Here is a 21,790-nt window from a genome sequence, read left to right on the forward strand (position 1 = left end):
TCCCGGTGGTTGAGGTGCGACGAGCGCTAGCGAGGAGCCTCGAAACCCCCGGGCCTATCTGACGGGCTGTGCCCGGCCGGGTCCGTAGAGCGGGTGCCGCTGGTTTCGAGGCTCGGCGCCGGGGCGCCTCGCACCTCAACCAGCGGCGGCTGGCGTCGCGCTGCCGCGCCGCAGTTTCCTGCGTAGGTCCAGCCTCCGCCTGGCGGCAAGACGGCGCAGGTGGTCCGAGCGTTGCTCCCTGTGGTTGAGGTGCGAGGCCGCCCGCGGCCGAGCCTCGAAACCTCCGGGCCTCGATGGCGGGCTGTGGCGGGTGCAGCCAGGCGCAGCGGACATTGTCGGCGAACCCGTTGACAACTAGAACACGTTTCAACAGGCTGGTGTCCCCCTCAGGAGGACGCCGTGACCGACACCCAGCCCGTTCCCCCCACACCGGCGGCCCCGCCCGCCGACATGACCCTGCAGCGGTCGAGCCGTGACGCCGGGGAGGTGCGCGCGCGGCTGACCGCATGGCTCGCCTCCGTGCTGCCGCCCGGCGCGGACCCCGAGGTCACCGTGCACGACGGGCTGCAGGCCAACGGCATGTCGAGCGAGACCGTCCTGCTCGACGTCACCAGCACGGTGGACGGGCAGCGCAGGACGCAGGAGTACGTCGCCCGGGTCGCCCCAGCGCCCGGTGACCTCCCGGTGTTCCCGGAGTACCGCCTCACCGACCAGTACGACGCCATGCGCCTCGCCGGCGAGCTGGCCGGCGTACCGGTCCCGCCGGTCGGCCTCAACGAGCCGACCGGCGACGTGCTGGGCACGCCGTTCTTCTTCATGGAGCGCCTCGACGGGGCGGTGCCGCCGGACGTGCTGCCGTACCCCTTCGGCGACAACTGGCTCCACGACGCCGCGCCCGAGGAGCAGGCCCGGCTGCAGCGCAGCAGCGTGGAGGTGCTCGCCCGGCTGCACGGCATCCCGGACGCCGCGTCCACCTTCGCCTTCCTCGACCCGGCCGTGACCGGCCACGACGGCGCGACGCCGCTGGCGCGCAACCTCGCGAAGACCCGGGCCTGGTACGACTACGCCATCACCACCCGCGAGGCGAGTCCCCGGTCGCCGCTGGTCGAGCGCGGCCTGGCGTGGCTCGAGGCCAACCTGCCCGCCGACGAGGGCGAGCCGGTGCTGGTCTGGGGCGACGCCCGGATCGGCAACATGATGTACCGCGACTTCGAGCCCGTCGCGGTCCTCGACTGGGAGATGGCGACCCTCGGCCCGCGCGAGCTGGACCTGGCCTGGATGGTCTTCGCCCACCAGGTGTTCCAGGAGATCGCGACCATGCTCAGCCTGCCCGGCATGCCGGACTTCCTCAGGCCCGAGGACGTCGTGGCGACGTACGAGGAGCTCAGCGGACACCAGGTCGGTGACCTCACCTGGTGCGTCGTGCACGCCGCCGTGAGCTGGGGCTGCGTCTTCCTTCGCACCAGCGCCCGGCAGATCCACTTCGGCGAGATCGAGCGGCCCGAGGACCCCGAGGCCGTCTTCCACCACCGGCCACTCCTCGAGCGCCTCCTCGACCAGGTCGGCGCATGAGCGCCGCCGGGGCCGGCCACGGCCTGCACGGGGAGTACGTCGGCCTCGGGCCCCTCGACGAGTTCCCCATCCATCAGCTCCCGCGCCCCGTCGCGTGGGCCGGCAGCAGTGACCGCAACTTCTACGACCGCTGCTACCTCAACGCCCACGACCGCACCGGAGAGATCTTCCTGATCACCGGGCTCGGCTTCTACCCGAACCTCGGCACCAAGGACGCCTTCGTCCTGCTCCGCCGCACCGTCGACGGGAAGGCGGTGCAGACCGCCGTGCACCTCGGCGACGCGGCCGACCCGCGCGGCGCCGACCGGATGGCCCAGCAGGTCGGGAGCTACCGCATCGAGGTCGTCGAGCCGCTGCGCCGGCTGCGCGTGGTGCTGGAGGAGACCGAGGGGGTCAGCCTCGACCTGCACTGGGAGGGCTCCTTCGACGTGGTCCAGGAGCTGTCGCACGTGATGCGGCAGGGGAGCGGCACCACCCTCGACGCGCAGCGCTTCGCCCAGGTCGGCACCTGGGAGGGCGTGATCAGCGTCGACGGCACCGACGTCGCGGTGACGCCCGACCGCTGGGTCGGCACCCGCGACCGCTCGTGGGGGATCCGCCCGGTCGGCGAGGCGGTGCCGCCCGGCAAGCCCGCGGACCCGCCCTTCGAGGGCATGTGGTGGCTCTACGTCCCGATGCGCTTCGACGACTTCTGCGTCGTGCTGATCATCCAGGAGACGCCCGACGGCTACCGCACCCTCAACGACTGCACCCGCGTGTGGAAGGACGGCCGCGTCGAGCAGCTCGGCTGGCCGCGTGTCGAGGTCCGCTACACCTCCGGCACGCGCGTGCCGACCGGCGCCACCATCGTGTGCACGACCCCGGACGGCAAGGAGCTCGTCCTCGAGGTCACCTCCCTGCTGCCCGTCCCGATCCACGTCGGCGGCGGGTACGGCGGCGACCCGGACTGGACCCACGGCACCTGGAAGGGCGCCGGGTTCACCGAGCGCCTCACCTACGACATGGACGACCCGGCCGTCGCCGGTCGCGTCATGTTCGGGGTCATCGACCACGTCGGCCGCGCCACCGTGCACGGCCCCGGCGCCGGCGTACCCGACGGCTCCGAGGGCTGGGGCCTCTTCGAGCACGGGGCGCTCGGGCGCCACGACCCCAGCGGCTTCGCCGACTGGTTCACCCTCGCCCCCTGACCTGCACCACCAGAAAGGCTCCTCCATGACCCTCGACCGCGACGCCCTCTTCATCGGCGGCACCTGGTCCGCGCCCGCCACCGACGCCGTGCTGGAGGTGGTCTCCCCGCACTCCGAGGAGGTCGTCGCCCGCGTCCCGGAGGGCTCGACGGCGGACATCGACGCCGCGGTCGCCGCGGCCCGCGCGGCCTTCGACGAGGGCCCGTGGCCGCGGATGAGCCCGGCCGAGCGGATCGACGTGGTGCAGAACCTCTCCCACCTCTACGCCGCGCGGCTGGAGGAGATGGCGACGGTCATCTCCACCGAGATGGGCTCGCCGATCTCGTTCAGCAACCTCGCCCAGGCGCCGGCGCCGTGGATGCAGATCGAGGCGTTCCTCGGCATCGCCCGGGAGTTCCCCTGGGAGTCGACCCGGCCCGGCGCGCTCGGTGCCGACGTCATGGTCCGCCACGAACCCGTCGGCGTCGTGGCCGCCATTCCGCCGTGGAACGTCCCGCAGTTCACCATCCTGTCCAAGCTCGTCCCCGCGCTGCTGACCGGCTGCACCGTCGTGGTGAAGCCCGCGCCGGAGACCCCGCTCGACGCCTTCCTGCTCGCCGACCTGCTCGTCGAGGCCGGCGTTCCCGAGGGCGTGGTGTCGATCGTCCCCGGCGGCCGCGAGGTCGGTGAGCACCTCGTGCGCCACCCCGGCGTCGACAAGGTCGCCTTCACCGGCTCCACCGCCGCCGGCCGACGGATCGGCTCGATCTGCGGCGAGCAGCTCAAGCGCGTCTCCCTCGAGCTCGGCGGCAAGTCCGCCGCGATCATCCTCGACGACGCCGACGAGGCCGCCGCGATCGAGGGCCTGAAGTTCCTCGGCGTGATGAACTCCGGCCAGGCCTGCGTCGCCCAGACCCGCGTCCTCGTCTCCCGCGAGCGCCACGACTCCTTCGCCGCCGCCCTCGCCACCGCCATCGGCGGCATGAAGGTCGGCGACCCGCTCGACCCCACGACCGAGATCGGCCCGATGGTCGCCCAGCGCCAGCAGGAGCGCGTCGAGAAGTACATCGCGCTCGGCCAGGAGGAGGGCGCCCAGCTGCTCACCGGCGGCCTCGGCCGCCCCGACGGCCTCGACACCGGCTGGTACGTCCGCCCTACCGTCTTCGCCGGCGTCGACAACCGGATGCGGATCGCGCAGGAGGAGATCTTCGGCCCCGTCCTGTCCGTCATCGCCTACGACGACGTCGCCGACGCGATCCGGATCGCCAACGACTCCGAGTACGGCCTCGCCGGCACCGTGTGGACCTCCGACCCCGACGCCGGCCTCGAGGTCGCCCGCGACGTGCGCACCGGCACCTACGGCGTGAACACCTACACGATGGACTTCGCCGCCCCCTTCGGCGGCTTCAAGGCGTCCGGCGTGGGCCGTGAGTTCGGCCCGGAGGGGCTGGCGCAGTACACCGAGCTGAAGTCGGTGTATCTCTCGGCGCCGGAGGGGTGAGGCGGCGGAGACAAATCCGCCGGTCGGCGAAACTGTCTCGCGTCGCACGGTCCAGCCCCGCCACCCCAATCCCACCCCGTCCCACCAGCCCAGAGCCGGCGCTTGACACCGGAACCGCATGTGTAAAGCAGCACATCTGCTACCGATCAGTAGATTCGGTGACGCCGGTCACCTACGCTCGGGGCCATGAGCGAAGCACTCTCCGGTCCCGGCAGCTCCTCCGAGGGACCGGGTGGCCCCTCGATCGACGGTCCGCACGACCCCGAGCACGACCCGCGCGCGTCGTACGCCCTCGAGCCGGAGCACGTCGCCCGGCTGACCGACCGGGTCGTCTCGACGACCGGCACCACCGTCCAGGTGTTCTCGCCGATCAACGGTGCGCCGCTCGCCAACATCCCGCAGTCCAGCGAGGCCGACGTGGCCGAGGCGTTCCGCCGGGCGCGGGTCGCGCAGGCGGCGTGGGCCCGGGTGTCGATCGACGAGCGGGCGCGGATCCTGCACCGGCTGCACGACATCGTGCTGGACCGGCAGGCCGAGATCATGGACCTGATCCAGCTCGAGTCCGGCAAGGCCCGCAAGCATGCGTTCGACGAGCCGCTGCACATCGCGCTCACGGCCCGCTACTACGCCCGTACGGCGCACGAGCACCTCGACCCCGAGCGCAAGGCGGGCGTCGTCCCGGGCCTGACGAAGGTCGAGGTCAACCGGGTGCCGAAGGGCGTCGTCGGCATCATCACGCCGTGGAACTACCCCTTCACGATGGCACTGTGCGACGGGCTGCCCGCGCTGCTGGCCGGCAACGCCGTCGTCATCAAGCCCGACGCGCAGACCATGCTGTCGGCGCTGATCGCCGCCGAGATGCTCGAGGAGGCCGGCTTCCCGCGTGAGCTGTGGCAGGTCGTCGCCGGCCCCGGCCGGGTGCTGGGTACGCCGATCATCGAGCGCGCCGACTACATCTGCTTCACCGGCTCCACCGCGACCGGCAAGATCATCGCCCGGCAGGCGGCCGAGCGGCTCATCGGCTGCTCGCTCGAGCTCGGCGGCAAGAACCCCATCCTGGTGCTGCGCGACGCCGACATCGAGCGCGCCGCCGAGGGTGCGGTGCGGGCGTCGTTCTCCAACGCCGGCCAGCTGTGCGTCTCGACCGAGCGGATGTTCGTCGCCGACGCCATCTACGACCGGTTCGTGGAGCGCTTCGTCGCGCGCACCAAGGCGCTGAGCCTGGGCACCGGGCTCAACTGGGACGCCGACATGGGCACGCTCATCTCGGCCGACCAGCTCGAGACCGTCTCCGCGCACGTCGACGACGCCGTCGCCAAGGGTGCCCGCGTCCTCGCCGGCGGCAAGGCGCGCCCCGACCTGGCGCCGTACTTCTACGAGCCGACCATCCTCGAGGGCGTCACCCCGGAGATGACCTGCTTCGGCAACGAGACCTTCGGCCCGGTCGTGTCGATCTACCGCTTCCACGACGAGGCGGACGCGATCGCGCGCGCCAACGACGGGGAGTACGGCCTCAACGGGGCGATCTACACCCGCGACACCGAGCGCGGGCGCCGGATCGCGCGGCAGGTCAAGTGCGGCACGGTCAACGTCAACGAGGCGTTCGGCGCGACCTTCGCCAGCATCGGCGCCCCGATGGGCGGCATGCGCGAGTCCGGCATGGGTCGCCGCCAGGGCAGCGAGGGCATCCACCGCTACACCGAGTCCCAGTCCGTCGCCGTGCAGCGGCTGATGCGCCTGGCCCCGATGCTCGGGATGTCCGACGAGACCTACGCGAAGGTCATGACCGCCTCGCTGCGCGTCATGAACAAGCTCGGACGGGCGTGAGGCATGACTGACTTCGACTACGACGTCCTGGTCATCGGCTCGGGCTTCGGCGGCTCGGTCACCGCGCTGCGGCTCACCGAGAAGGGCTACAAGGTCGGCGTCCTCGAGGCCGGTGCCCGGTTCACCGACGAGGACTTCGCCGACAGCTCCTGGGACCTCAAGAAGTACCTCTACGCCCCGGCCGCCGGCTGCTACGGCATCCAGCGCATCGACATGGTCAAGGACTGCCTGATCCTCGCCGGCGCGGGCGTCGGCGGCGGGTCGCTGGTCTACGCCAACACGCTCTACGAGCCGCTCGAGCCGTTCTACAAGGACCCCTCGTGGTCGCACATCACCGACTGGAAGTCCGAGCTCGCGCCCTACTACGACCAGGCCAAGCGGATGCTCGGCGTGGTGCAGTACCCCCGGATGACACCGTCCGACGAGGTCATGAAGAAGGTCGCCGACGAGATGGGGGTGGGCGACACCTTCCACGCCACCCCGGTCGGCGTGTTCTTCGGCGGGCCGAACCAGGCCCCGGGGGAGGAGGCCGAGGACCCGTACTTCGGCGGCGCCGGCCCGCGGCGCAACGCGTGCCTCGACTGCGGTGAGTGCATGACCGGCTGCCGGCACAACGCCAAGAACACGCTGGTCAAGAACTACCTGTACCTCGCCGAGCAGAACGGCGCCGAGGTCCATCCGCTCACCACGGTCACCCGGGTCCGCCCGATGGCCGGCGGCGGCTACCGCGTCGACACCCGCTGGACGAAGGCGAAGGTGTCGCGTCGTACGGCGGTCAAGACGTTCACCGCCGAGCAGGTGGTCTTCTCCGCCGCGGCGCTGGGCACGCAGAAGTTGCTGCACCGGCTCAAGGCCACCGGCGACCTGCCGGGCGTCTCGGACCGCCTCGGCCACCTGACCCGCACCAACTCGGAGTCGATCCTCGGTGCCATCGCGCCCGAGGGTGCCGACGTCGACTTCACCGAGGGCGTCGCGATCACGTCGTCGTGGCACCCCGACGAGCACACCCACATCGAGCCGGTGCGCTACGGCAAGGGCAGCAACGCCATGTCGCTGATGCAGACCGTGCTCACCGACGGCGACGGCCCGGACCCGCGCTGGAAGGTGTGGCTCAAGGAGATGTGGAAGGAGCGCCGGCGGGTCCGCGACCTGTACGACGTCAAGCACTGGTCCGAGCGCGTCGTGATCGCGCTGGTCATGCAGTCGGTGGACAACTCGATCACCACGTTCCCCAGGCGCATCGCCGGCAAGTGGGTGCTGTCCTCGAAGCAGGGCCACGGCCAGCCGAACCCGACCTGGATCCCGGCCGCCAACGACGCGGTGCGCCGGATGGCGCGGGTGATGGGTGGCGGCACGGCCGGCGGCACCATCGGTGAGCCGTTCAACCGGCCGCTGACCGCGCACTTCATCGGCGGCTGCACGATCGGCGACAGCCCGGAGACCGGCGTCGTCGACGCCTACCAGCGCGTCTTCGGCCACCCGGGCCTGCACGTCGTCGACGGCTCGACCATCTCGGCCAACCTCGGCGTCAACCCGTCGCTGACGATCACCGCACAGGCGGAGCGGGCGATGGCCTACTGGCCCAACAAGGGCGAGGACGACCCGCGCCCCGAGCTCGGAGCGGCCTACCAGCGCATCCAGCCGGTGGCGCCGAAGGCGCCCGTCGTACCCGCTGACGCGCCGGCGGCCCTGCGGCTGCCCATCGTCGGCGTGAGCTGAGTCGACCACCGGGACGCGTGAGTCCGCTGGGACGGCTCCAGAGCCCCTGATCGGGGGTTCCGGGGCCGTCCCAGAACTTTTCCCAACTTGTGACCAACTCGCGTAACCCACCCATCGCGGTCTCGTTGAACCCAGCGAGCCCGGGAATCACGCTCCCTCCCGAAGCCCGGGCTCGGTCCAGGCACTGTCCATCAGCTGCGTGGACAATCAGGGCCCGGCCACCCTCCCTCCCCGGCCGGGCCCTGGTGCCTTTTTCGGAGCGGATCCGTGCCGGCCACGCGGGTTCGGCGGGGGAGTCGCACCTCGATACGATTCGGGCATGACGGAGGCGGCGCAGACCCAGTCCGAGCACGACCTGGTCCTGGTGGTGGACTTCGGGGCGCAGTACGCCCAGCTGATCGCCCGCCGGGTGCGCGAGGCGCGGGTCTACTCCGAGATCGTGCCGCACACGATGCCGGTCGAGGAGATGCTCGCCCGCAACCCGAAGGCGATCATCCTGTCCGGCGGTCCGTCCTCGGTCTACGCCCCGGGCGCCCCCGGCCTCGACAACACGCTCTTCGACGCCGACACCGCCGTGTTCGGCATGTGCTACGGCTTCCAGCTGATGGCCCAGGGCCTCGGCGGCACCGTGTCCGCGACCGGCGCCCGCGAGTACGGCCGCACCAAGGTCAAGGTCAGCCACCCCGGCCGGCTGCTCAACGGCATCCCGCTCGAGCACAACGTGTGGATGTCGCACGGCGACTCCGTCACCGCCGCGCCCGCCGGCTTCGAGGTGCTCGCCTCCACCGAGTCCACCCCGGTCGCCGCCTTCGAGCACGTCGAGCGCGGGTACGCAGGCGTGCAGTGGCACCCCGAGGTGCTCCACTCCGAGCACGGCCAGCGCGTGCTGGAGCACTTCCTGTGGGACATCGCCGGCTGCCGCCAGACCTGGACCATCGGCAACATCGCCGAGGAGCAGATCGAGCGCATCCGCGAGCAGATCGGCCCCGACGGCCGCGCCATCTGCGGGCTGTCCGGCGGCGTCGACTCCGCCGTCGCCGCGGCGATCGTGCAGAAGGCCATCGGCGACCGCCTCACCTGCGTGTACGTCGACCACGGCCTCATGCGCAAGGGCGAGACCGAGCAGATCGAGCGCGACTTCGTGGCCTCGACCGGCGCGAAGCTGGTGGTCGTCGACGCCGAGAAGCAGTTCCTCGACGCGCTCGCCGGCGTCTCCGACCCGGAGACCAAGCGCAAGATCATCGGCCGCGAGTTCATCCGCACCTTCGAGGCCGCCGAGATCGACATCATCAAGGACGCCCCGGAGGGCACCAAGGTCGGCTTCCTCGTCCAGGGCACGCTCTACCCCGACGTCGTCGAGTCCGGCGGGGGATCGGGCACGCACAACATCAAGTCGCACCACAACGTGGGCGGCCTGCCGGAGGACCTCGAGTTCGAGCTGGTCGAGCCGCTGCGCACCCTGTTCAAGGACGAGGTCCGCCTCGTCGGTGAGCAGCTCGGCCTGCCGCCCGAGATCGTGTGGCGCCACCCCTTCCCGGGCCCCGGCCTCGGCATCCGGATCATCGGCGAGGTGACCCGCGAGCGTCTCGACATCCTGCGCGAGGCGGACGCGATCGCCCGCGAGGAGCTGACGAACGCCGGCCTGGACCGCGACATCTGGCAGTTCCCGGTGGTGCTGCTCGCCGACGTCCGCTCGGTCGGCGTCCAGGGCGACGGCCGCACCTACGGCCACCCGGTCGTGCTGCGCCCGGTCACCTCCGAGGACGCGATGACCGCCGACTGGGCCCGCCTGCCCTACGACGTCCTGGAGAAGATCTCCACCCGGATCACCAACGAGGTCCGCGAGGTCAACCGGGTCACCGTCGACATCACCTCGAAGCCGCCGGGCACCATCGAGTGGGAGTGACCCTCGCTGGGGGGTGAGTGGTCACTTTCGGCGGGTTGAGTGGTCACTTCGCGCGGGTTGAGTGGTCAGTTCGCCGACCCTGCGCCGAAAGTGACGCTCCGACCCGCCAGAACTGACGCTTCGACCCGCCGGAACTGACCACTCGACCTGCCCCAACTGACGCTTCAGCCATCCGGGGCGTCGTATTGGTGAGTGCTCTCGGGGTACCTCGCGGCGGACCGTACGACGACGCGCTCGACCCCGAGGAGGCCCTGTGCCCACCGACGCCACGACCACCGGCACCACCAGCGAGTCCGGCCAGCGCACGCTGGTCGAGCTGCTCGAGGACCTGCCCATCGGCATGCTCACGACCTACGGCCCCGACGGGCCGCGCAGCATCCCGATGGCCCGCCAGGAGGTCGAGCCGAGCGCCGAGATGTGGTTCATCACCGCGCGCGACACCCGGCACGTCCGCGACCTGGCCAGCGAGCCCCGGGTGACCCTCACCTTCTCCTCCCGCGACTCGTGGGTGGCCCTCAACGGCCGCGCCACCGTGGTCGACGACCAGGCGAAGCTCGAGGAGCTGTGGAACACCTTCGCCGAGGCGTGGATGCCCGAGGGACCGGAGGACCCGAACGCGGTGCTGCTCCGCGTCGACCTCGACGAGGCGGAGTACTGGGACACCCCCGGCGGCAAGGTCGCTTCCCTGGTCAGCTTCGCCAAGGCCAAGCTGACCGGCGACACCTTCGACGCCGACCACGGCACGGTCGACCTCTGAGGGGCGCGGACCGGTGACGGAGGCGGCCGACCAGGCCAGGACGGTCGCGGACCTCCTGGTGGAGCGGCTGCGCGCCTGGGGCGTGCACCGGCTGTTCGGCTACTCCGGTGACGGCATCAACACCGTCATGGGGGCACTGCGCCGCGCCGGGGACCCGGTCTTCGTCCAGGCGCGCCACGAGGAGGCCGCCGCGCTGATGGCCGTGGGCCACGCGAAGTACACGGGTGAGGTCGGCGTCGTCACCAGCACCCAAGGGCCGGGGGCGGTCCACCTGCTCAACGGCCTGTACGACGCGAAGCTGGACCACGTGCCGGTGGTCGCGATCGTCGGCCAGCAGCAGCGCAGCGTCCTCGGCTCGGAGTACCAGCAGGAGATCGACCTGCCTGCCCTGTTCAAGGACGTCGCTGCGCAATTCGTCCAGTCGGTCCAGGCACCGGAGCAGGCCGCGATGGTCGTCGACCGTGCGTTCCGCACCGCCCTCGCGACCCGGTCGCCGTGTGTCGTGGTCGTGCCCCACGACGTGCAGGGCCTGCCTGCGCCCGACGAGGACGCCCACGAGCACGGCCGGATGCCGAGCGCGGTGGGGTGGCGCCGACCCCGCGTCGTACCCATGGAAGAGGACCTGGCCCTGGCCGCCGAGGTGCTGGCGTCGGGGGAGCGGGTCGCGCTGCTCGTCGGCCAGGGCGCCCGGGACGCCGGCGAGCAGGTCCGGGCCGTCGCGGAGAGGCTCGGCGCCGGTGTCACGACGAGCCTGCTCGGCAAGCCCTGGTGGGACGAGTCGCTGCCGACGAGCTGCGGCGTCATGGGACACCTCGGCACGCACGCGTCGGGCTGGCTGATGGCGCGCTGCGACACCTTGCTCGTGGTGGGCAGCAACGACCCCTGGACCGAGTACTACCCCGCACCGGGTCAGGCGCGCGCCGTGCAGGTCGACATCGACGGCCGGCACCTCGGCAACCGGTACCCCGTCGAGGTCGGCCTTACCGGTGACGCGGCCGAGACGCTCGCCGCCCTGCTGCCGCTTCTCCCGGACCGGTCCGGGTCGGCGTGGCAGGCCGAGGTCGAGGACGCCGTACGTCGCTCGCGGCAGCTCGCGGCCGACCGCGCGGCGCTGCCAGCCCGGCCGCTCAACCCCGAGCTTGCCGTCCGCTCGGCCAACGCCCACCTCCCCGACGACGCGCAGGTCGCGATCGACGTCGGGTCGGTGACCTATTGGTACGCCCGGCACCTCCAGCTGCCGCCCGGTGTCCCCGCCCACCTGTCCTCGACGCTGGCGACGATGGGGTCGAGCGTGCCGTACGGCATCGCCGCGAAGCTGGCCCACCCGGACCGGCCCGTGGTGGCGATGTCCGGCGACGGCGCGATGCAGATGGTGGGCAACAGCGAGCTGGTCACGCTGGCCCGGCTGTGGCGCGACTGGCCGGACCCGCGCTTTGCCCTCCTCGTGCTCAAGAACCGCGACCTCGCGGAGGTGACCTGGGAGCAGCGGGAGATGGAGGGCGAGCCCCGCTTCGACGACAGCCAGGCCCTGCCCGAATTCGACCACGCCGGGTACGCCGAGCTGCTGGGTCTGCGCAGCCGGCGCGTCGACGATCCCGCCGACCTCGACGACGCGTGGCGCGAGGCGCTGGCGGCCGACCGGCCGTTCGTGATCGAGGCCGTGGTCGACCCCGACACGCCCCTGCTGCCGCCGTTCCCGGCCGGGGAGCAGAAGCTCGACGACTTCCGCAAGGGACTGCGGGCGGAGGGGGCCGACGGCGAGCACGCCCTGGCGTTCCTCGAGCAGCAGGCCCGACAGGAGGCCGACCTCGGCGACGGCTGACCCGGTCGGCAGTGCCAGCGCGGGGGCCGCCCGACATGGACGGGGCTGCACCCCGCACGGCGCGGGTACCACGTCGACATGAAGATCCTCCGGACCGTGGCTGCAGTCGGCATCGCGAAGAAGCTCGTCACCGAGGCGCGCAAGCCCGAGAACCAGGCGAAGATCAAAGCGGCGTCGGAGAAGCTGAAGAGCCGCACCCGCGGCCGCCGTCCCTCCTGACGGGCGTCAGCCGCCGAGTCAGCCGCCGACGCTCCCGGTGAAGGTGTCGAGGATGCAGCCCTCGGCGCCGGGCAGCAGCTCGCACCGCGCCGCGTCGCCGGTCAGGCGCCCGCCGCCGAACGCCACGCCGTCGAGCGTGGAGTCGACGACCGACCACGTCCCGAACGTCTTGCGGCCGGACCGGGTGTTGATCGTCGCCTCGTAGGCGATCGTCACCGTGCCGTCGGCGCAGTCGAGCTCCTTGGTGCCGACGAACAGCACGGAGTTGGGTCCGGTCTGGATCGCCTGGGCGCCGTCGAGCTCCTGCACCGAGGTGCACCCGGCGAACGGACCGGTCGCGGCCACCACGGGGCTGGGCCCGTCCCAGAACTGCGTGCTGACGACGAACACCTCGGTGTCTGGCGCGGCTCCTGCGGGGAGCGGGACCGTGGCGGCGGTGGCTGCGGCAGCGGTGAGTGCCGCCGCCAGGCTGATGTGCCTCATGGGGGACCTCCGGGGACTGGCCGCTGCCGGTGCAGTGACCGGACTGCCAGCGTCTCCCCGCACCCGCCCCGCCGCCACCATCGGATGCGTGCAGCGCTCCGGCTGGTCCGTCCCCTGACGTAGCCGATTTTCGGGGTGCGCCCCCGGATCGCCGGTGCGACCGTGGGGTACGGAGGAGGCGATGGGCGCACCCGACGCGATCGCGGCGGCGGCACCCGGCGAGCGGAGTCGGGCCGCGGCGGTGCCACGGTGTGCGCGCAGGGGTGCCGTGGCCGCCGTGCTCCTCGCCCTCCTCGCGGCAGCGACCCACCTGGTCGCGCCGGCGGAGGCGGCGGTGCAGCGGGTGCGGATCGGCTCGACGACGTACCTCGCGCACGGCAAGGTCCGGCTGACCGGAGCCACGTCCGCCAACGTGAAGAAGGTGTGGGTGGAGGCCCGGCGCAGCGGGCGGTGGCTACGGATCACCGCGACCACGCCGGTGAAGCGGAAGAAGTTCTCCCTCACCATCGCGCGGCGGGCCAGCGCGCAGAGGGTGCGCGTGGCCAGTGGCAAGGCACGCAGCCCGGCGCGCACCATCCGCGCGCTGGAGTCGGACGCCTGCGGGGTGCGGCCGTTCAAGCCCAACGGGACGACGTGGCGCTGCACGCTCGCCGAGAACTTCGACGGCACCACCCTCGACCGCACGCTGTGGAAGCCGCAGACCAACTTCGCGACCGGCGACGCCTTGCGTGCCGCCTGCTACATCGACAGCCCCGACGTCATCTCGGTCTCCGGTGGCCGCCTGCGGCTCAGCGTGCGCGAGGTGGAGGGCCTCGGCCTCCAGCTGTGCACGGCGCTGCTGCCGTCGCCGATCACGCGGTACGTCGCGGGAATGGTGTCGACGTACCACCGGTTCACCCAGCAGTACGGCCGGTTCGAGGCGCGGATGAAGTCGCCGGTGGTCGGCGCGCCGGGCTTCCAGGAGTCGTTCTGGCTGTGGCCGGACGACCGGGTGCCGACCGCGGTGAAGTGGCCCGCGGCAGGCGAGATCGACGTCGCGGAGACCTACTCGGTGCACCCCGACCTGGCCATCCCGTTCCTGCACTACACCGCCAACGACAACGGCGGGCCGGTGCCCGGCCTGAACACCGCCTACTGCCACGCGCCGCGCGGCGAGTTCCACCGCTACACCCTGGTGTGGCGGCCCCGCACGATCGAGGTGTACGTCGACGGCCGGCTCTGCCTGCGCAACACCAGCGCCGACGCGGCGTTCCAGAAGCCCTACATCCTGCTGTTCACCCAGGCCCTGGGCACGGCCGAGAACGCCTTCCGGGGCGGGGCGAGGTTGCCGGTGACGATGGAGGTCGACTACGTGCGGGCGTGGCAGTGACCGGGCGTGTGAGCTGCAGCGATCATTCGTCGGTGTCGGTCCCGCTGCGGGTTCGGGGGAGCCGGCTCGCGACCTTGCCGGTCGCCGACCGGGCGCGCTGCAGGGTCTCCCCGCCGGCCCGCCGCACCGAGCCGAGGCCCTCGGCGCCGCCGGCGACGGCCCGGTCCCGGACCTCGGAGGCGGCGGTCCGCCACCGCCGCGCCTCCACGGCCTTCGGCTCACGGTCGATGCCGAGCGCGTCGTGGAACTGCAGGATCGAGGTCCGCACCTCGCTGCCGGCCTCGATCGTGGCCGGTGAGCGCGACGGGTGCAGGAGGACCCGGGCGTTGGCCGTGTGCCCTGCGACGGCCAGGCGGGTGGACAGACGCTCGGTGCAGCGCGAGAAGAGGTCGAGGCGCTCCCGGCGGGCCGCCTGCAGGCCGAGCCGGTGCCGGTCGAGCTCGTCGGGGTCCGCGTCGAGCACCCGGTCGAGCTCGAGCACGGCCACGGCGTCGTGGAGCTGGAAGCAGCGCGCCAGCACGGAGAGCCACTTGTCGATCTCGCCCTGTGCCTCGGTGACGGCCTTCGCCAGATCGCCGATCCTGCGGGTGCGTTCGAGCTTGTCCGTGAGGTCGCTGAGCTGGCGCAGGGCGTAGGCCTGCGTCTCCAGGATCGTCGAGGAGGTCGCCTGCACCTTGGACCAGGTCACCTCCGAGACCCGGCCGACGGAGGCCCGCACGCTCATCGCCTCGCGCAGGGCGAGGTCGACGGCGTCGACCCGCGCGACCACCTGGTTGGTCTGCGCCCGCAGCACGTCGTCGAGCTTGCGGTCGATGGCGTCGAGGTAGTCGGTGATCTCGTCCATCGTCTGCTGCATGGCGAGCTGGGCCATCATGCCGGCCGCGCCGGCGAGCACGGCGGGGTTGCCGAGCAGGGAGCCGGGGGAGCGGGCGAACTCGACGAAGCCCTTGACCTGGCCCTTCGGCCCCTTGATCACCCCGGTGCTCAAGCCGGACTTCTTGCTCTCGCGCAGGCCGTGCTCCTTGACCAGCGAGGCCGACTCCTTCGTCAGCTTCACCCAACGCCCCGACTGCGCGGCGACCTCGGCGCCGGCCTGGGCGGCCGCGCCGCCGATGCTGAGGACGGTGCCGAGCCGGGGCAGGTCGAGGGCGCGCGACTCGAGACCCTGCGCGTCCAGGAAGGCCTCCACGACGCCGGGCTCGCCGATCACAGCCACCCCGCTGCCGTCGCTGATGAGCTGGATCTCGTCCTCCACCGGAGCCCCCTGTGCCTGACCGCGGCGCCCCTTGGCGGGCGTCCTGGCGGCAGCCTACGAGCCGGGTCCGACAGGTCCCCGACCGCGCAGCAGACCTGCGCGGCATGACAGGCTCGACCCATGGGACTGAACACCGCCCTCGTCGCCCTCACCGGGGTCGGCATCGAGGACCTCGCACGGCTGGGGGTCGTGCCGACCGGCCGCGCGACCACCGGTGACGAGGCGATGGGGGAGGAGCGCCCGCACGCCGCCATCGTGGGCGGCCGCCTCGTCCTGACCTGCGCGGACCCGCGACTGCTCGACGTCGCCGACGTCGCCGCCGTCGAGCTCGGTGCACCGCTGGCCGGAGCCGCGATCGGCAGCACCGCCGACGTCTTCGTGCTGCGCTTCCGCGACGGCGCCCGCGCCCGCGAGCGGGTCCTGTACGGCGGCGAGACGGTCTCCTCCGACGGCGAGCCGTGGCCGGTGGAAGCCGCCCTCGACACCGAGGACTTCCCGGAGGACGGCGTCCTCGCGGTCCTCCACGACGCTGCGGGCATCCGGCTCGACGACGCGTGGGCGGAGCTGGAGCTGCAGGAGCTCGACTGGGTGCTGCCCGGCGAGGAGGACGGTCCCGCAGAGGACCCGCCGGACGTCGTACCCGTCGGCGGCGGGGGCACCGACGACGTGGTCCGGCCCGACGAGGGCTCTCGCTTCGTGCCGATCGGTCCGGTGGCCTCGTCGAGCCGCGTCGTGGCCGTCGCGCTGGCCGTCGGCCTCGCCGTCGAGGTCCTCCTCGCGCTGCTGGTCGCCACCACCGACCTCACCTTCGGCCCGCCCGTGCCGCACGCGCTCTTCCTCGCGATCGCCGGCTTCACCCTCGTCGCCGGACGGCTCAACCCCGGCGCCCTCGTGGTGACGGCGCTCGAGGCCCTCGTGCTGCTGGCCACGGTGCTCGTCGCCCTGGCCCGGGGCGAGGCGCCGGCCGTCGTGCTGCTGGCGGTCGGCGCCTACCTCGTCGTGCTCGCGGGCCTGGTCGTCCGGCACCTGCGCCGTGTGCTCGCCCTGCAGCGGGCGCTCGGCGCGCCCCTGGGCTAGCGGGCGGCGGGCAACAGGCGGTCAGCCGACGGAGATGCGGCCCTCGACCGTCGCGGTGTCGTCGGAGTTCTCGCTGCCGAGGGTGCCCTCGACCTGCACCTCGATCCCGGGTGTCGGGTCACAGCGACCGAGGGCGACGAGCAGGCTCCCGGAAGCGCCCTCCTCCGCCGAGGACAGCTCGGTCCCGTCGACGGCGACGAAGAGGTTAACGAAGGTCTCCTCGCTGCCGTACTCCTCGACGTGCGGCAGGTCGAGGCGCCATCCGTTCGTGGTCTCCACCGTGGTCAGCTGCAGGGTCGCCGCGTCGTCGCCGGTGGCGGTGGCGGTCGCGGTGGCGACGACGATCCTCGCCTCCGGCTGGTCGTCCTCGCTGTCGCGGCAGGTCACGTCGAAGTCGTCGAACACCAGCTCCTCGTCCTCCGTCGTGGTGACGACGACGCCGGGCGCGGGTCCCGCCGGTGCGCTCGACTCAGCGGCCGGCCCCGGGCCGGGCTCCTCCGGGTCGGCGTCGTCGCTGCAGGAGGCGAGGACGAGGGCGGCGAGGGCGCAGGCGGTGGCGGCAGCCCGAGTGCGGCGCATGCCCCGACCCTACGGTGCCGGGCCGGCGACCGGTTGCACGTGTCGCGGTCAGAGCGCCTTCTCCAGCAGGGTGAACTCCAGGTCGTCGCGTCGAGGGATGCCGAACCGCTCGTCGCCGTAGGGGAACGGCGAGCGATGGCCGGTGTCGGTGTAGCCGCGGCGGACGTAGAAGGCGATGAGGTCGGTGCGCTGCCGGATCACGGTCATCTCCATGACGGTGCAGCCCCACCGCGTGCGGGCCAGCTCCTCGGCGTACGCCATGACCTGCTTGCCGGTGCCACCGCCCTGGCGGGTGGGGTCGACGGCGAACATGCCGAAGTAGCAGCGGTCCCCGCGGCGCTGGACGTGGCAGCAGGCCGCGAGCGACCCGTCGCGCTCCGCCAGTACGACGACGCTGTCGGCCGCACCGATCGCGGCGCGGACGTCGTCGGGGTCGGTGCGCTGCCCGTCGAGCAGGTCCGCCTCGGTCGTCCACCCGGCGCGGCTCGCGTCGCCGCGGTAGGCCGACTGCACGAGCGCCACGACGGCGTCGACGTCCTCGACGGTGGCGGCGCGGAAGGCGAGGTCCCCGGTCATGGGGGGATCCTAGGGACGCGTCCGCCCGTGCCCGACGCCCGGGCGTCGGGCACGGGCGGGTCAGTCGGCCTCGGTCAGCGCGGCGGCGGGCAGCCAGTCCGCACCGAGCAGCGCGGCCAGGTCGGTGAGGCCGGTGGTGTCGCTGCCGACGGTGTCGGAGGCGGCGGCGATCCGCTCGACCATCACCTTGCCGACCTGTTCCTCGACCGTGCCCTCGGCGTAGGCGACGTGCCACGGCGAGACCTGGTGGTCGCGGTGGGTGCGGCCGGTGACCTGGCGACCGGCGATGCCGGAGAAGCGGGCCTGGTGGAACAGGCCGACCCGTGGCTCGGTGCTGGCCCGCCGGCCGTCGGCGAGGGTCTCGCCGGCGTGCAGGCTGATCGAGGCGACGGTGGTGAACACGCACACCTTCGCCTCGCCGGTCTGGAAGCGCAGCCGCTCGGCCTCGACGTCGAAGCGGTCGCGGCCGTAGATCGTCGCCACCTCGATGCCGGCGTCGCGCAGGCGGTCGGCGATCGGGTCGGCGGCGGTCGTGACGAACTCGACGGAGCAGGCCACCTGTCGCTCGGCCCGCACCTGCTGGGCGATCCAGTCGACGGTGGAGTCGACGCGGATGAGGCCGGCCTTCTGCCGGAAGCGCAGCAGCGCGGCCCGCCCCTTCGCGACGTTGCGGCCGCGGCGGGCGATGTCCATCTCGCGGCAGAACTCACCCCACTCGGCGTCGTAGGCCGCCCGCTCGGCCGGCGTGAGCGTCACCGGCATGCCGGAGATCGGCACCGGTCCCCAGGGTGCGGCGCGGTGCAACATCGCTGGCGGACGTTCGTCGGCGAGCCAGCCACGCACCAGCTTGAGGTCCGCGGCCCGCCGGGCGGGGTCGGTGGTCCAGGCGGCGCCGTAGCGGCCGGTCTCGACGGCGACACCGTGGTGCTCGAGCGCGCTGGCGAAGGTCGCGCCGGGCTGTGCCGTCGAGGTCCACTCCCGCATCGGCTCGCCGAGCACCTGCGCGTACGCCGGCGCGAGGTAGGGAAGCTCCAGCGGCGTGTGGCCCGGGGTCGCGGTGGTGGCGATGACGAACGGCGCCTTGTCGTGCGGCTGGGCGTGCCCGGAGACCTTCGACCAGAGCTTCCACCGCTTCGTCGTCGTACGACGCAGCGCGTGCGCCTCGTCGGCGATGATCACGTCCCACCGGTGGTCGGTGACCTTGTCGAGCCGGTCCCACGTGATCACGACCCACTCGAGGCCGTCGTCGCCGAGGGCGGTGATCGTGCGGCACCAGTGCCCGATCGTGATCGCGGCCGGCCGGTCGGCGACCACGAGCACCCGGCGCCCGCCGCGCAGGTCCGCGACCGCCGAGGCGCCGAGCACGGCGGAGATCGTCTTGCCGACGCCGGGCTCGTCGGCGAGCAGGAACAGCCGGCCGCCCGCCTCGGCGCGCGCCGCGATCGCGTCGGCGGCCTCGAACTGCAACCGCCGGGGCTCCAGCGGGTCCCGGGGCTCGGGGACCGGCGCCGGGTCGCCGGGGTTGAGCTGGTTCTCGATGAACCGGCCGAGGGTGTGCGGCCCGGGGGAGTACGGCGCCAGGTGGTCGGGCAGCCGGCGGCCGACGTACAGGTGCGTGCGCACCGCCGGGTGCCAGGTCGCGCCGTCGACCTGCGTGCCGTAGGGGACGTCGAGCACCCACAGCCGCTCGCCCGGCCCGGCGACCGGCAGCGGCCGGGTGGACGCGCGCGACCCGCTCCTGCGGGAGCTGCTGCGCCGGCGGGAGCCGGATCGTCGGGGACTGGCCACCCGGCGACGCTACCGGCGCGGGACCGGTCGTCGGGCGCGGCGCGACGGGCGACGTCGACCCTCCCTTGACTAGAACACGTTCCTGTACTGTCCGGGGATGAGCAAGACCGCCTCCCTGGTCCGCGTCGGGGTCGTCTACGTGCTGGCGTTCGGGATGGCCACGGCGTGGCTGCTGTGGGGTCCGGACACGGACCGGCTCTGGCTGGACGCCCTGCTCGCCGACCTCCTCGCCACCGTCGTCGTCTTCGCCGGCAGCCGCGCGCTGCGCAACTCCAGCTGCTACGACCCGTACTGGAGCGTGCTGCCGCCGTTCCTCGTCGGCTTCTGGTTCCTGGCCGGCCGCGACGTCGCAGGGGTCGAGGACGGCCGGGCAGTGCTGGTCATGGTCGTCGTCGCGGTCTGGGCGGTGCGGCTGACCGGCAACTGGCTGCACGACTGGCCGGGCCTGCACCACGAAGACTTCCGCTACGCGCCGCTGCGCGACGGGGCGGGCCGGTTCGGCGCCGTCGTGGACCTCGTGGCGATCCACCTCGTGCCGACGCTCATCGTCTTCCTGGGCCTGGTGCCCGCGTACGCCGTGCTCGCGCGGCCGGGCAGGCCGCTGGGCTGGCTGGACTGGGTCGCCCTGGTGGTGGGCGTCGGGGCCGCGGTCCTGCAGCTGGTGGCGGACACCCAGATGCGGGCGTTCATCCGCACCCGCCAGCCCGGGCAGGCGATGGAGCAGGGGTTGTGGGCCTGGTCGCGGCACCCGAACTACTTCGGCGAGGTCGCCTTCTGGCTCTCGCTCGCGCTGCTCGGCATCGCCGGTGCCCCCGGCGACTGGTGGTGGCTGGTGGTCGGCTTCGTCGCGATGGTCGCGATGTTCGAGGGCGTCAGCATCCCGATGATGGAGAAGCGCAGCCTCGCCCGGCGGCCGTCGTACGGCGACGTGATCGCCCGCGTGCCGCGGCTGGTCCCGCGCCCGCCGCGCCGCCGCGCCCCGGCATGACGCGGCCCGGCATGACGCGGCCCGGCATGACGCGGCCCCGGGTCGTCGTCGCGGGGCTCGGCGACAGCGGGCTGCTGACGGCCATCCACCTCGCGCGTTCCGACGTCGACGTCCTGGGGGTCTCCAGTCGACCGGGCCTGGTCTCCGGCCAGGAGCTCGGGCTGCGACTGGCCCGGCCGGAGCGGTGGGCGCGCGACTACCGGATCGGCTTCGACCGGTTCCGCCGCCTCGACCCCGTCGAGAAGGTGCACGCCGAGCTGGTGGCGCTCGACCCCGCCGGCCGCACGGTCACCGTCCGCCCCGCCGCGGGAGGCACCCGAAGCGTCCCGTACGACGTCCTCGTGGTCGCCACCGGCGTCACCAACGGCTTCTGGCGGCTCCCGCACCTGCAGACCGACGCAGACGTCGACGCCGCGCTCGCCGGTGCCCACGCACGGCTCGCGGGTGCGGGTTCCGTGCTGGTCGTCGGGGGCGGCGCGGCAGCCGTGTCCAGCGCGCTGCAGGTCGCGACCCGCTGGCCCGACACCGCGGTGACGCTGGCGTTCCCGGGGGAGCGGGCGTTGCCGCGGCACCACCCGCGGGTGTGGTCCGTGGCCCGCCGTCGCCTGGCCCGGGCCGGGGTGCGGCTCCTGCCCCGCCACCGGGCCGAGCTGCCGGCCGGCTTCACGGCCGACCGGATCACGACTGGACCGGTGAGGTGGACGAACGGGCAGGCGCCGGTCGACGCCGACGCGGTGCTCTGGGCCATCGGCAGCGTCCGCCCGAACACCGACTGGCTGCCGCCTGCACTGCTCGACGAGCAGGGCTTCGTCCGGGTGCGACCGACCCTCGAGGTGCCGGGCGTGGACGGGGTGTTCGCCGTCGGCGACGTGGCCGCGACCGACCCGTTGCGGTCGTCGGCGCGCAACCGGGCCGACCGGCTGCTCGCCCGCAACGTGCTCGCGCACCTGCGCGGCGAGCCGCTGTCGTCGTACCGGCCGCCGGGGCGGCGCTGGGGCTCGGTGCTCGGCCCCGAGGCCGACGGGCTGCGGGTGTTCGCACCGTCCGGGCACCCGTTCCGGTTCCCCGCGTGGACGGTCGACCGGCTGCTGCAGGCCTGGATCGTGCGCCGCGGGATCTACGGCGGCGTGCGCCGCTGAGGACGTGCAGGGGGACGTCAGGGCAAAAAGAGAGCTGCGGCGCACCC

Annotated in this window: 18 protein-coding genes; 13 read left to right on the forward strand and 5 right to left on the reverse strand. The window is 72.9% G+C overall.

The genetic code is table 11. The features are described 5' to 3' along the window. Positions 1–399: 399 nt before the first annotated feature. The 9 genes from NOCJ54_RS0100260 (at position 400) to NOCJ54_RS29735 (ending at position 12,489) form a co-directional block, all read left to right on the forward strand. Positions 400–1,572: a phosphotransferase family protein gene (locus tag NOCJ54_RS0100260; RefSeq protein ID WP_232221634.1), complete on the forward strand. Its 1,173-nt coding sequence runs from the start codon at positions 400–402 to the stop codon at positions 1,570–1,572. Beyond that, entirely contained in the window at positions 1,569–2,759 is a 1,191-nt protein-coding gene (locus NOCJ54_RS0100265) for a hypothetical protein (protein WP_051485306.1), read from the forward strand. Before NOCJ54_RS0100260 ends, NOCJ54_RS0100265 begins: the two co-directional genes overlap by 4 nt. 25 nt (positions 2,760–2,784) lie before the next feature. Next, entirely contained in the window at positions 2,785–4,239 is a 1,455-nt protein-coding gene (locus NOCJ54_RS0100270) for an aldehyde dehydrogenase (protein WP_028653840.1), read from the forward strand. 186 nt (positions 4,240–4,425) lie between these two features. After that, a complete protein-coding gene (locus NOCJ54_RS0100275) occupies positions 4,426–6,066 on the forward strand; it encodes a succinic semialdehyde dehydrogenase (RefSeq protein ID WP_028653841.1) in 1,641 nt (546 codons plus the stop codon). A 3-nt stretch (positions 6,067–6,069) separates the two neighbouring features. Next, positions 6,070–7,785, forward strand: coding sequence for a GMC oxidoreductase (locus NOCJ54_RS0100280; protein ID WP_028653842.1), 1,716 nt, complete (start codon positions 6,070–6,072; stop codon positions 7,783–7,785). Between the two features lie 319 nt (positions 7,786–8,104). Then, entirely contained in the window at positions 8,105–9,691 is a 1,587-nt protein-coding gene (gene guaA / locus NOCJ54_RS0100285) for a glutamine-hydrolyzing GMP synthase (protein ID WP_028653843.1), read from the forward strand. 253 nt (positions 9,692–9,944) lie between these two features. Then, the gene (locus NOCJ54_RS0100290; RefSeq protein ID WP_051485307.1) at positions 9,945–10,448 is read left to right on the forward strand and encodes a pyridoxamine 5'-phosphate oxidase family protein; all 504 of its coding nucleotides are present in this window, start codon (positions 9,945–9,947) and stop codon (positions 10,446–10,448) included. A gap of 13 nt (positions 10,449–10,461) precedes the next feature. Further along, positions 10,462–12,270 carry a thiamine pyrophosphate-requiring protein gene (locus NOCJ54_RS0100295; RefSeq protein WP_028653845.1) on the forward strand — a complete coding sequence of 603 codons (1,809 nt, stop codon included), beginning with the start codon at positions 10,462–10,464 and terminating at the stop codon, positions 12,268–12,270. A gap of 78 nt (positions 12,271–12,348) precedes the next feature. Continuing rightward, a complete protein-coding gene (locus NOCJ54_RS29735) occupies positions 12,349–12,489 on the forward strand; it encodes a hypothetical protein (RefSeq protein WP_186449846.1) in 141 nt (46 codons plus the stop codon). A gap of 18 nt (positions 12,490–12,507) precedes the next feature. Here the strand turns inward: NOCJ54_RS29735 and NOCJ54_RS0100305 are convergent, their stop codons facing one another. Beyond that, positions 12,508–12,972: a hypothetical protein gene (locus NOCJ54_RS0100305; RefSeq protein WP_028653846.1), complete on the reverse strand. Its 465-nt coding sequence runs from the start codon at positions 12,970–12,972 to the stop codon at positions 12,508–12,510. A gap of 268 nt (positions 12,973–13,240) precedes the next feature. Here NOCJ54_RS0100305 and NOCJ54_RS0100310 point away from each other — a divergent pair, with 268 nt between their 5' ends. Beyond that, a complete protein-coding gene (locus tag NOCJ54_RS0100310; RefSeq protein WP_028653847.1) occupies positions 13,241–14,341 on the forward strand; it encodes a glycoside hydrolase family 16 protein in 1,101 nt (366 codons plus the stop codon). A gap of 22 nt (positions 14,342–14,363) precedes the next feature. Here the strand turns inward: NOCJ54_RS0100310 and NOCJ54_RS0100315 are convergent, their stop codons facing one another. Then, positions 14,364–15,596, reverse strand: coding sequence for a hypothetical protein (locus NOCJ54_RS0100315; RefSeq protein WP_028653848.1), 1,233 nt, complete (start codon positions 15,594–15,596; stop codon positions 14,364–14,366). Positions 15,597–15,716: 120 nt separating this feature from the next. Between NOCJ54_RS0100315 and NOCJ54_RS0100320 the strand changes: the two genes are divergently transcribed. Beyond that, complete coding sequence (locus NOCJ54_RS0100320; protein ID WP_028653849.1) at positions 15,717–16,673, forward strand: hypothetical protein; 957 nt, start codon at positions 15,717–15,719, stop codon at positions 16,671–16,673. A 21-nt stretch (positions 16,674–16,694) separates the two neighbouring features. Here the strand turns inward: NOCJ54_RS0100320 and NOCJ54_RS0100325 are convergent, their stop codons facing one another. The 3 genes from NOCJ54_RS0100325 to NOCJ54_RS0100335 are packed head-to-tail and all read right to left on the reverse strand — an operon-like array spanning position 16,695 to position 19,616. After that, entirely contained in the window at positions 16,695–17,252 is a 558-nt protein-coding gene (locus NOCJ54_RS0100325; RefSeq protein WP_028653850.1) for a hypothetical protein, read from the reverse strand. Positions 17,253–17,300: 48 nt separating this feature from the next. Further along, a complete protein-coding gene (locus tag NOCJ54_RS0100330; protein WP_028653851.1) occupies positions 17,301–17,828 on the reverse strand; it encodes a GNAT family N-acetyltransferase in 528 nt (175 codons plus the stop codon). A 60-nt stretch (positions 17,829–17,888) separates the two neighbouring features. Further along, on the reverse strand, positions 17,889–19,616 hold the full coding sequence (locus tag NOCJ54_RS0100335) for a helicase (RefSeq protein WP_028653852.1): 1,728 nt from the start codon (positions 19,614–19,616) through the stop codon (positions 17,889–17,891). Between the two features lie 97 nt (positions 19,617–19,713). Here NOCJ54_RS0100335 and NOCJ54_RS0100340 point away from each other — a divergent pair, with 97 nt between their 5' ends. Next, a complete protein-coding gene (locus tag NOCJ54_RS0100340) occupies positions 19,714–20,604 on the forward strand; it encodes a DUF1295 domain-containing protein (RefSeq protein ID WP_028653853.1) in 891 nt (296 codons plus the stop codon). 26 nt (positions 20,605–20,630) lie between these two features. Beyond that, positions 20,631–21,743, forward strand: coding sequence for an NAD(P)/FAD-dependent oxidoreductase (locus tag NOCJ54_RS0100345; protein WP_028653854.1), 1,113 nt, complete (start codon positions 20,631–20,633; stop codon positions 21,741–21,743). Positions 21,744–21,790: the final 47 nt, after the last annotated feature.

It is taken from the genome of Nocardioides sp. J54 (assembly GCF_000519005.1).
Classification (GTDB): domain Bacteria; phylum Actinomycetota; class Actinomycetes; order Propionibacteriales; family Nocardioidaceae; genus Nocardioides.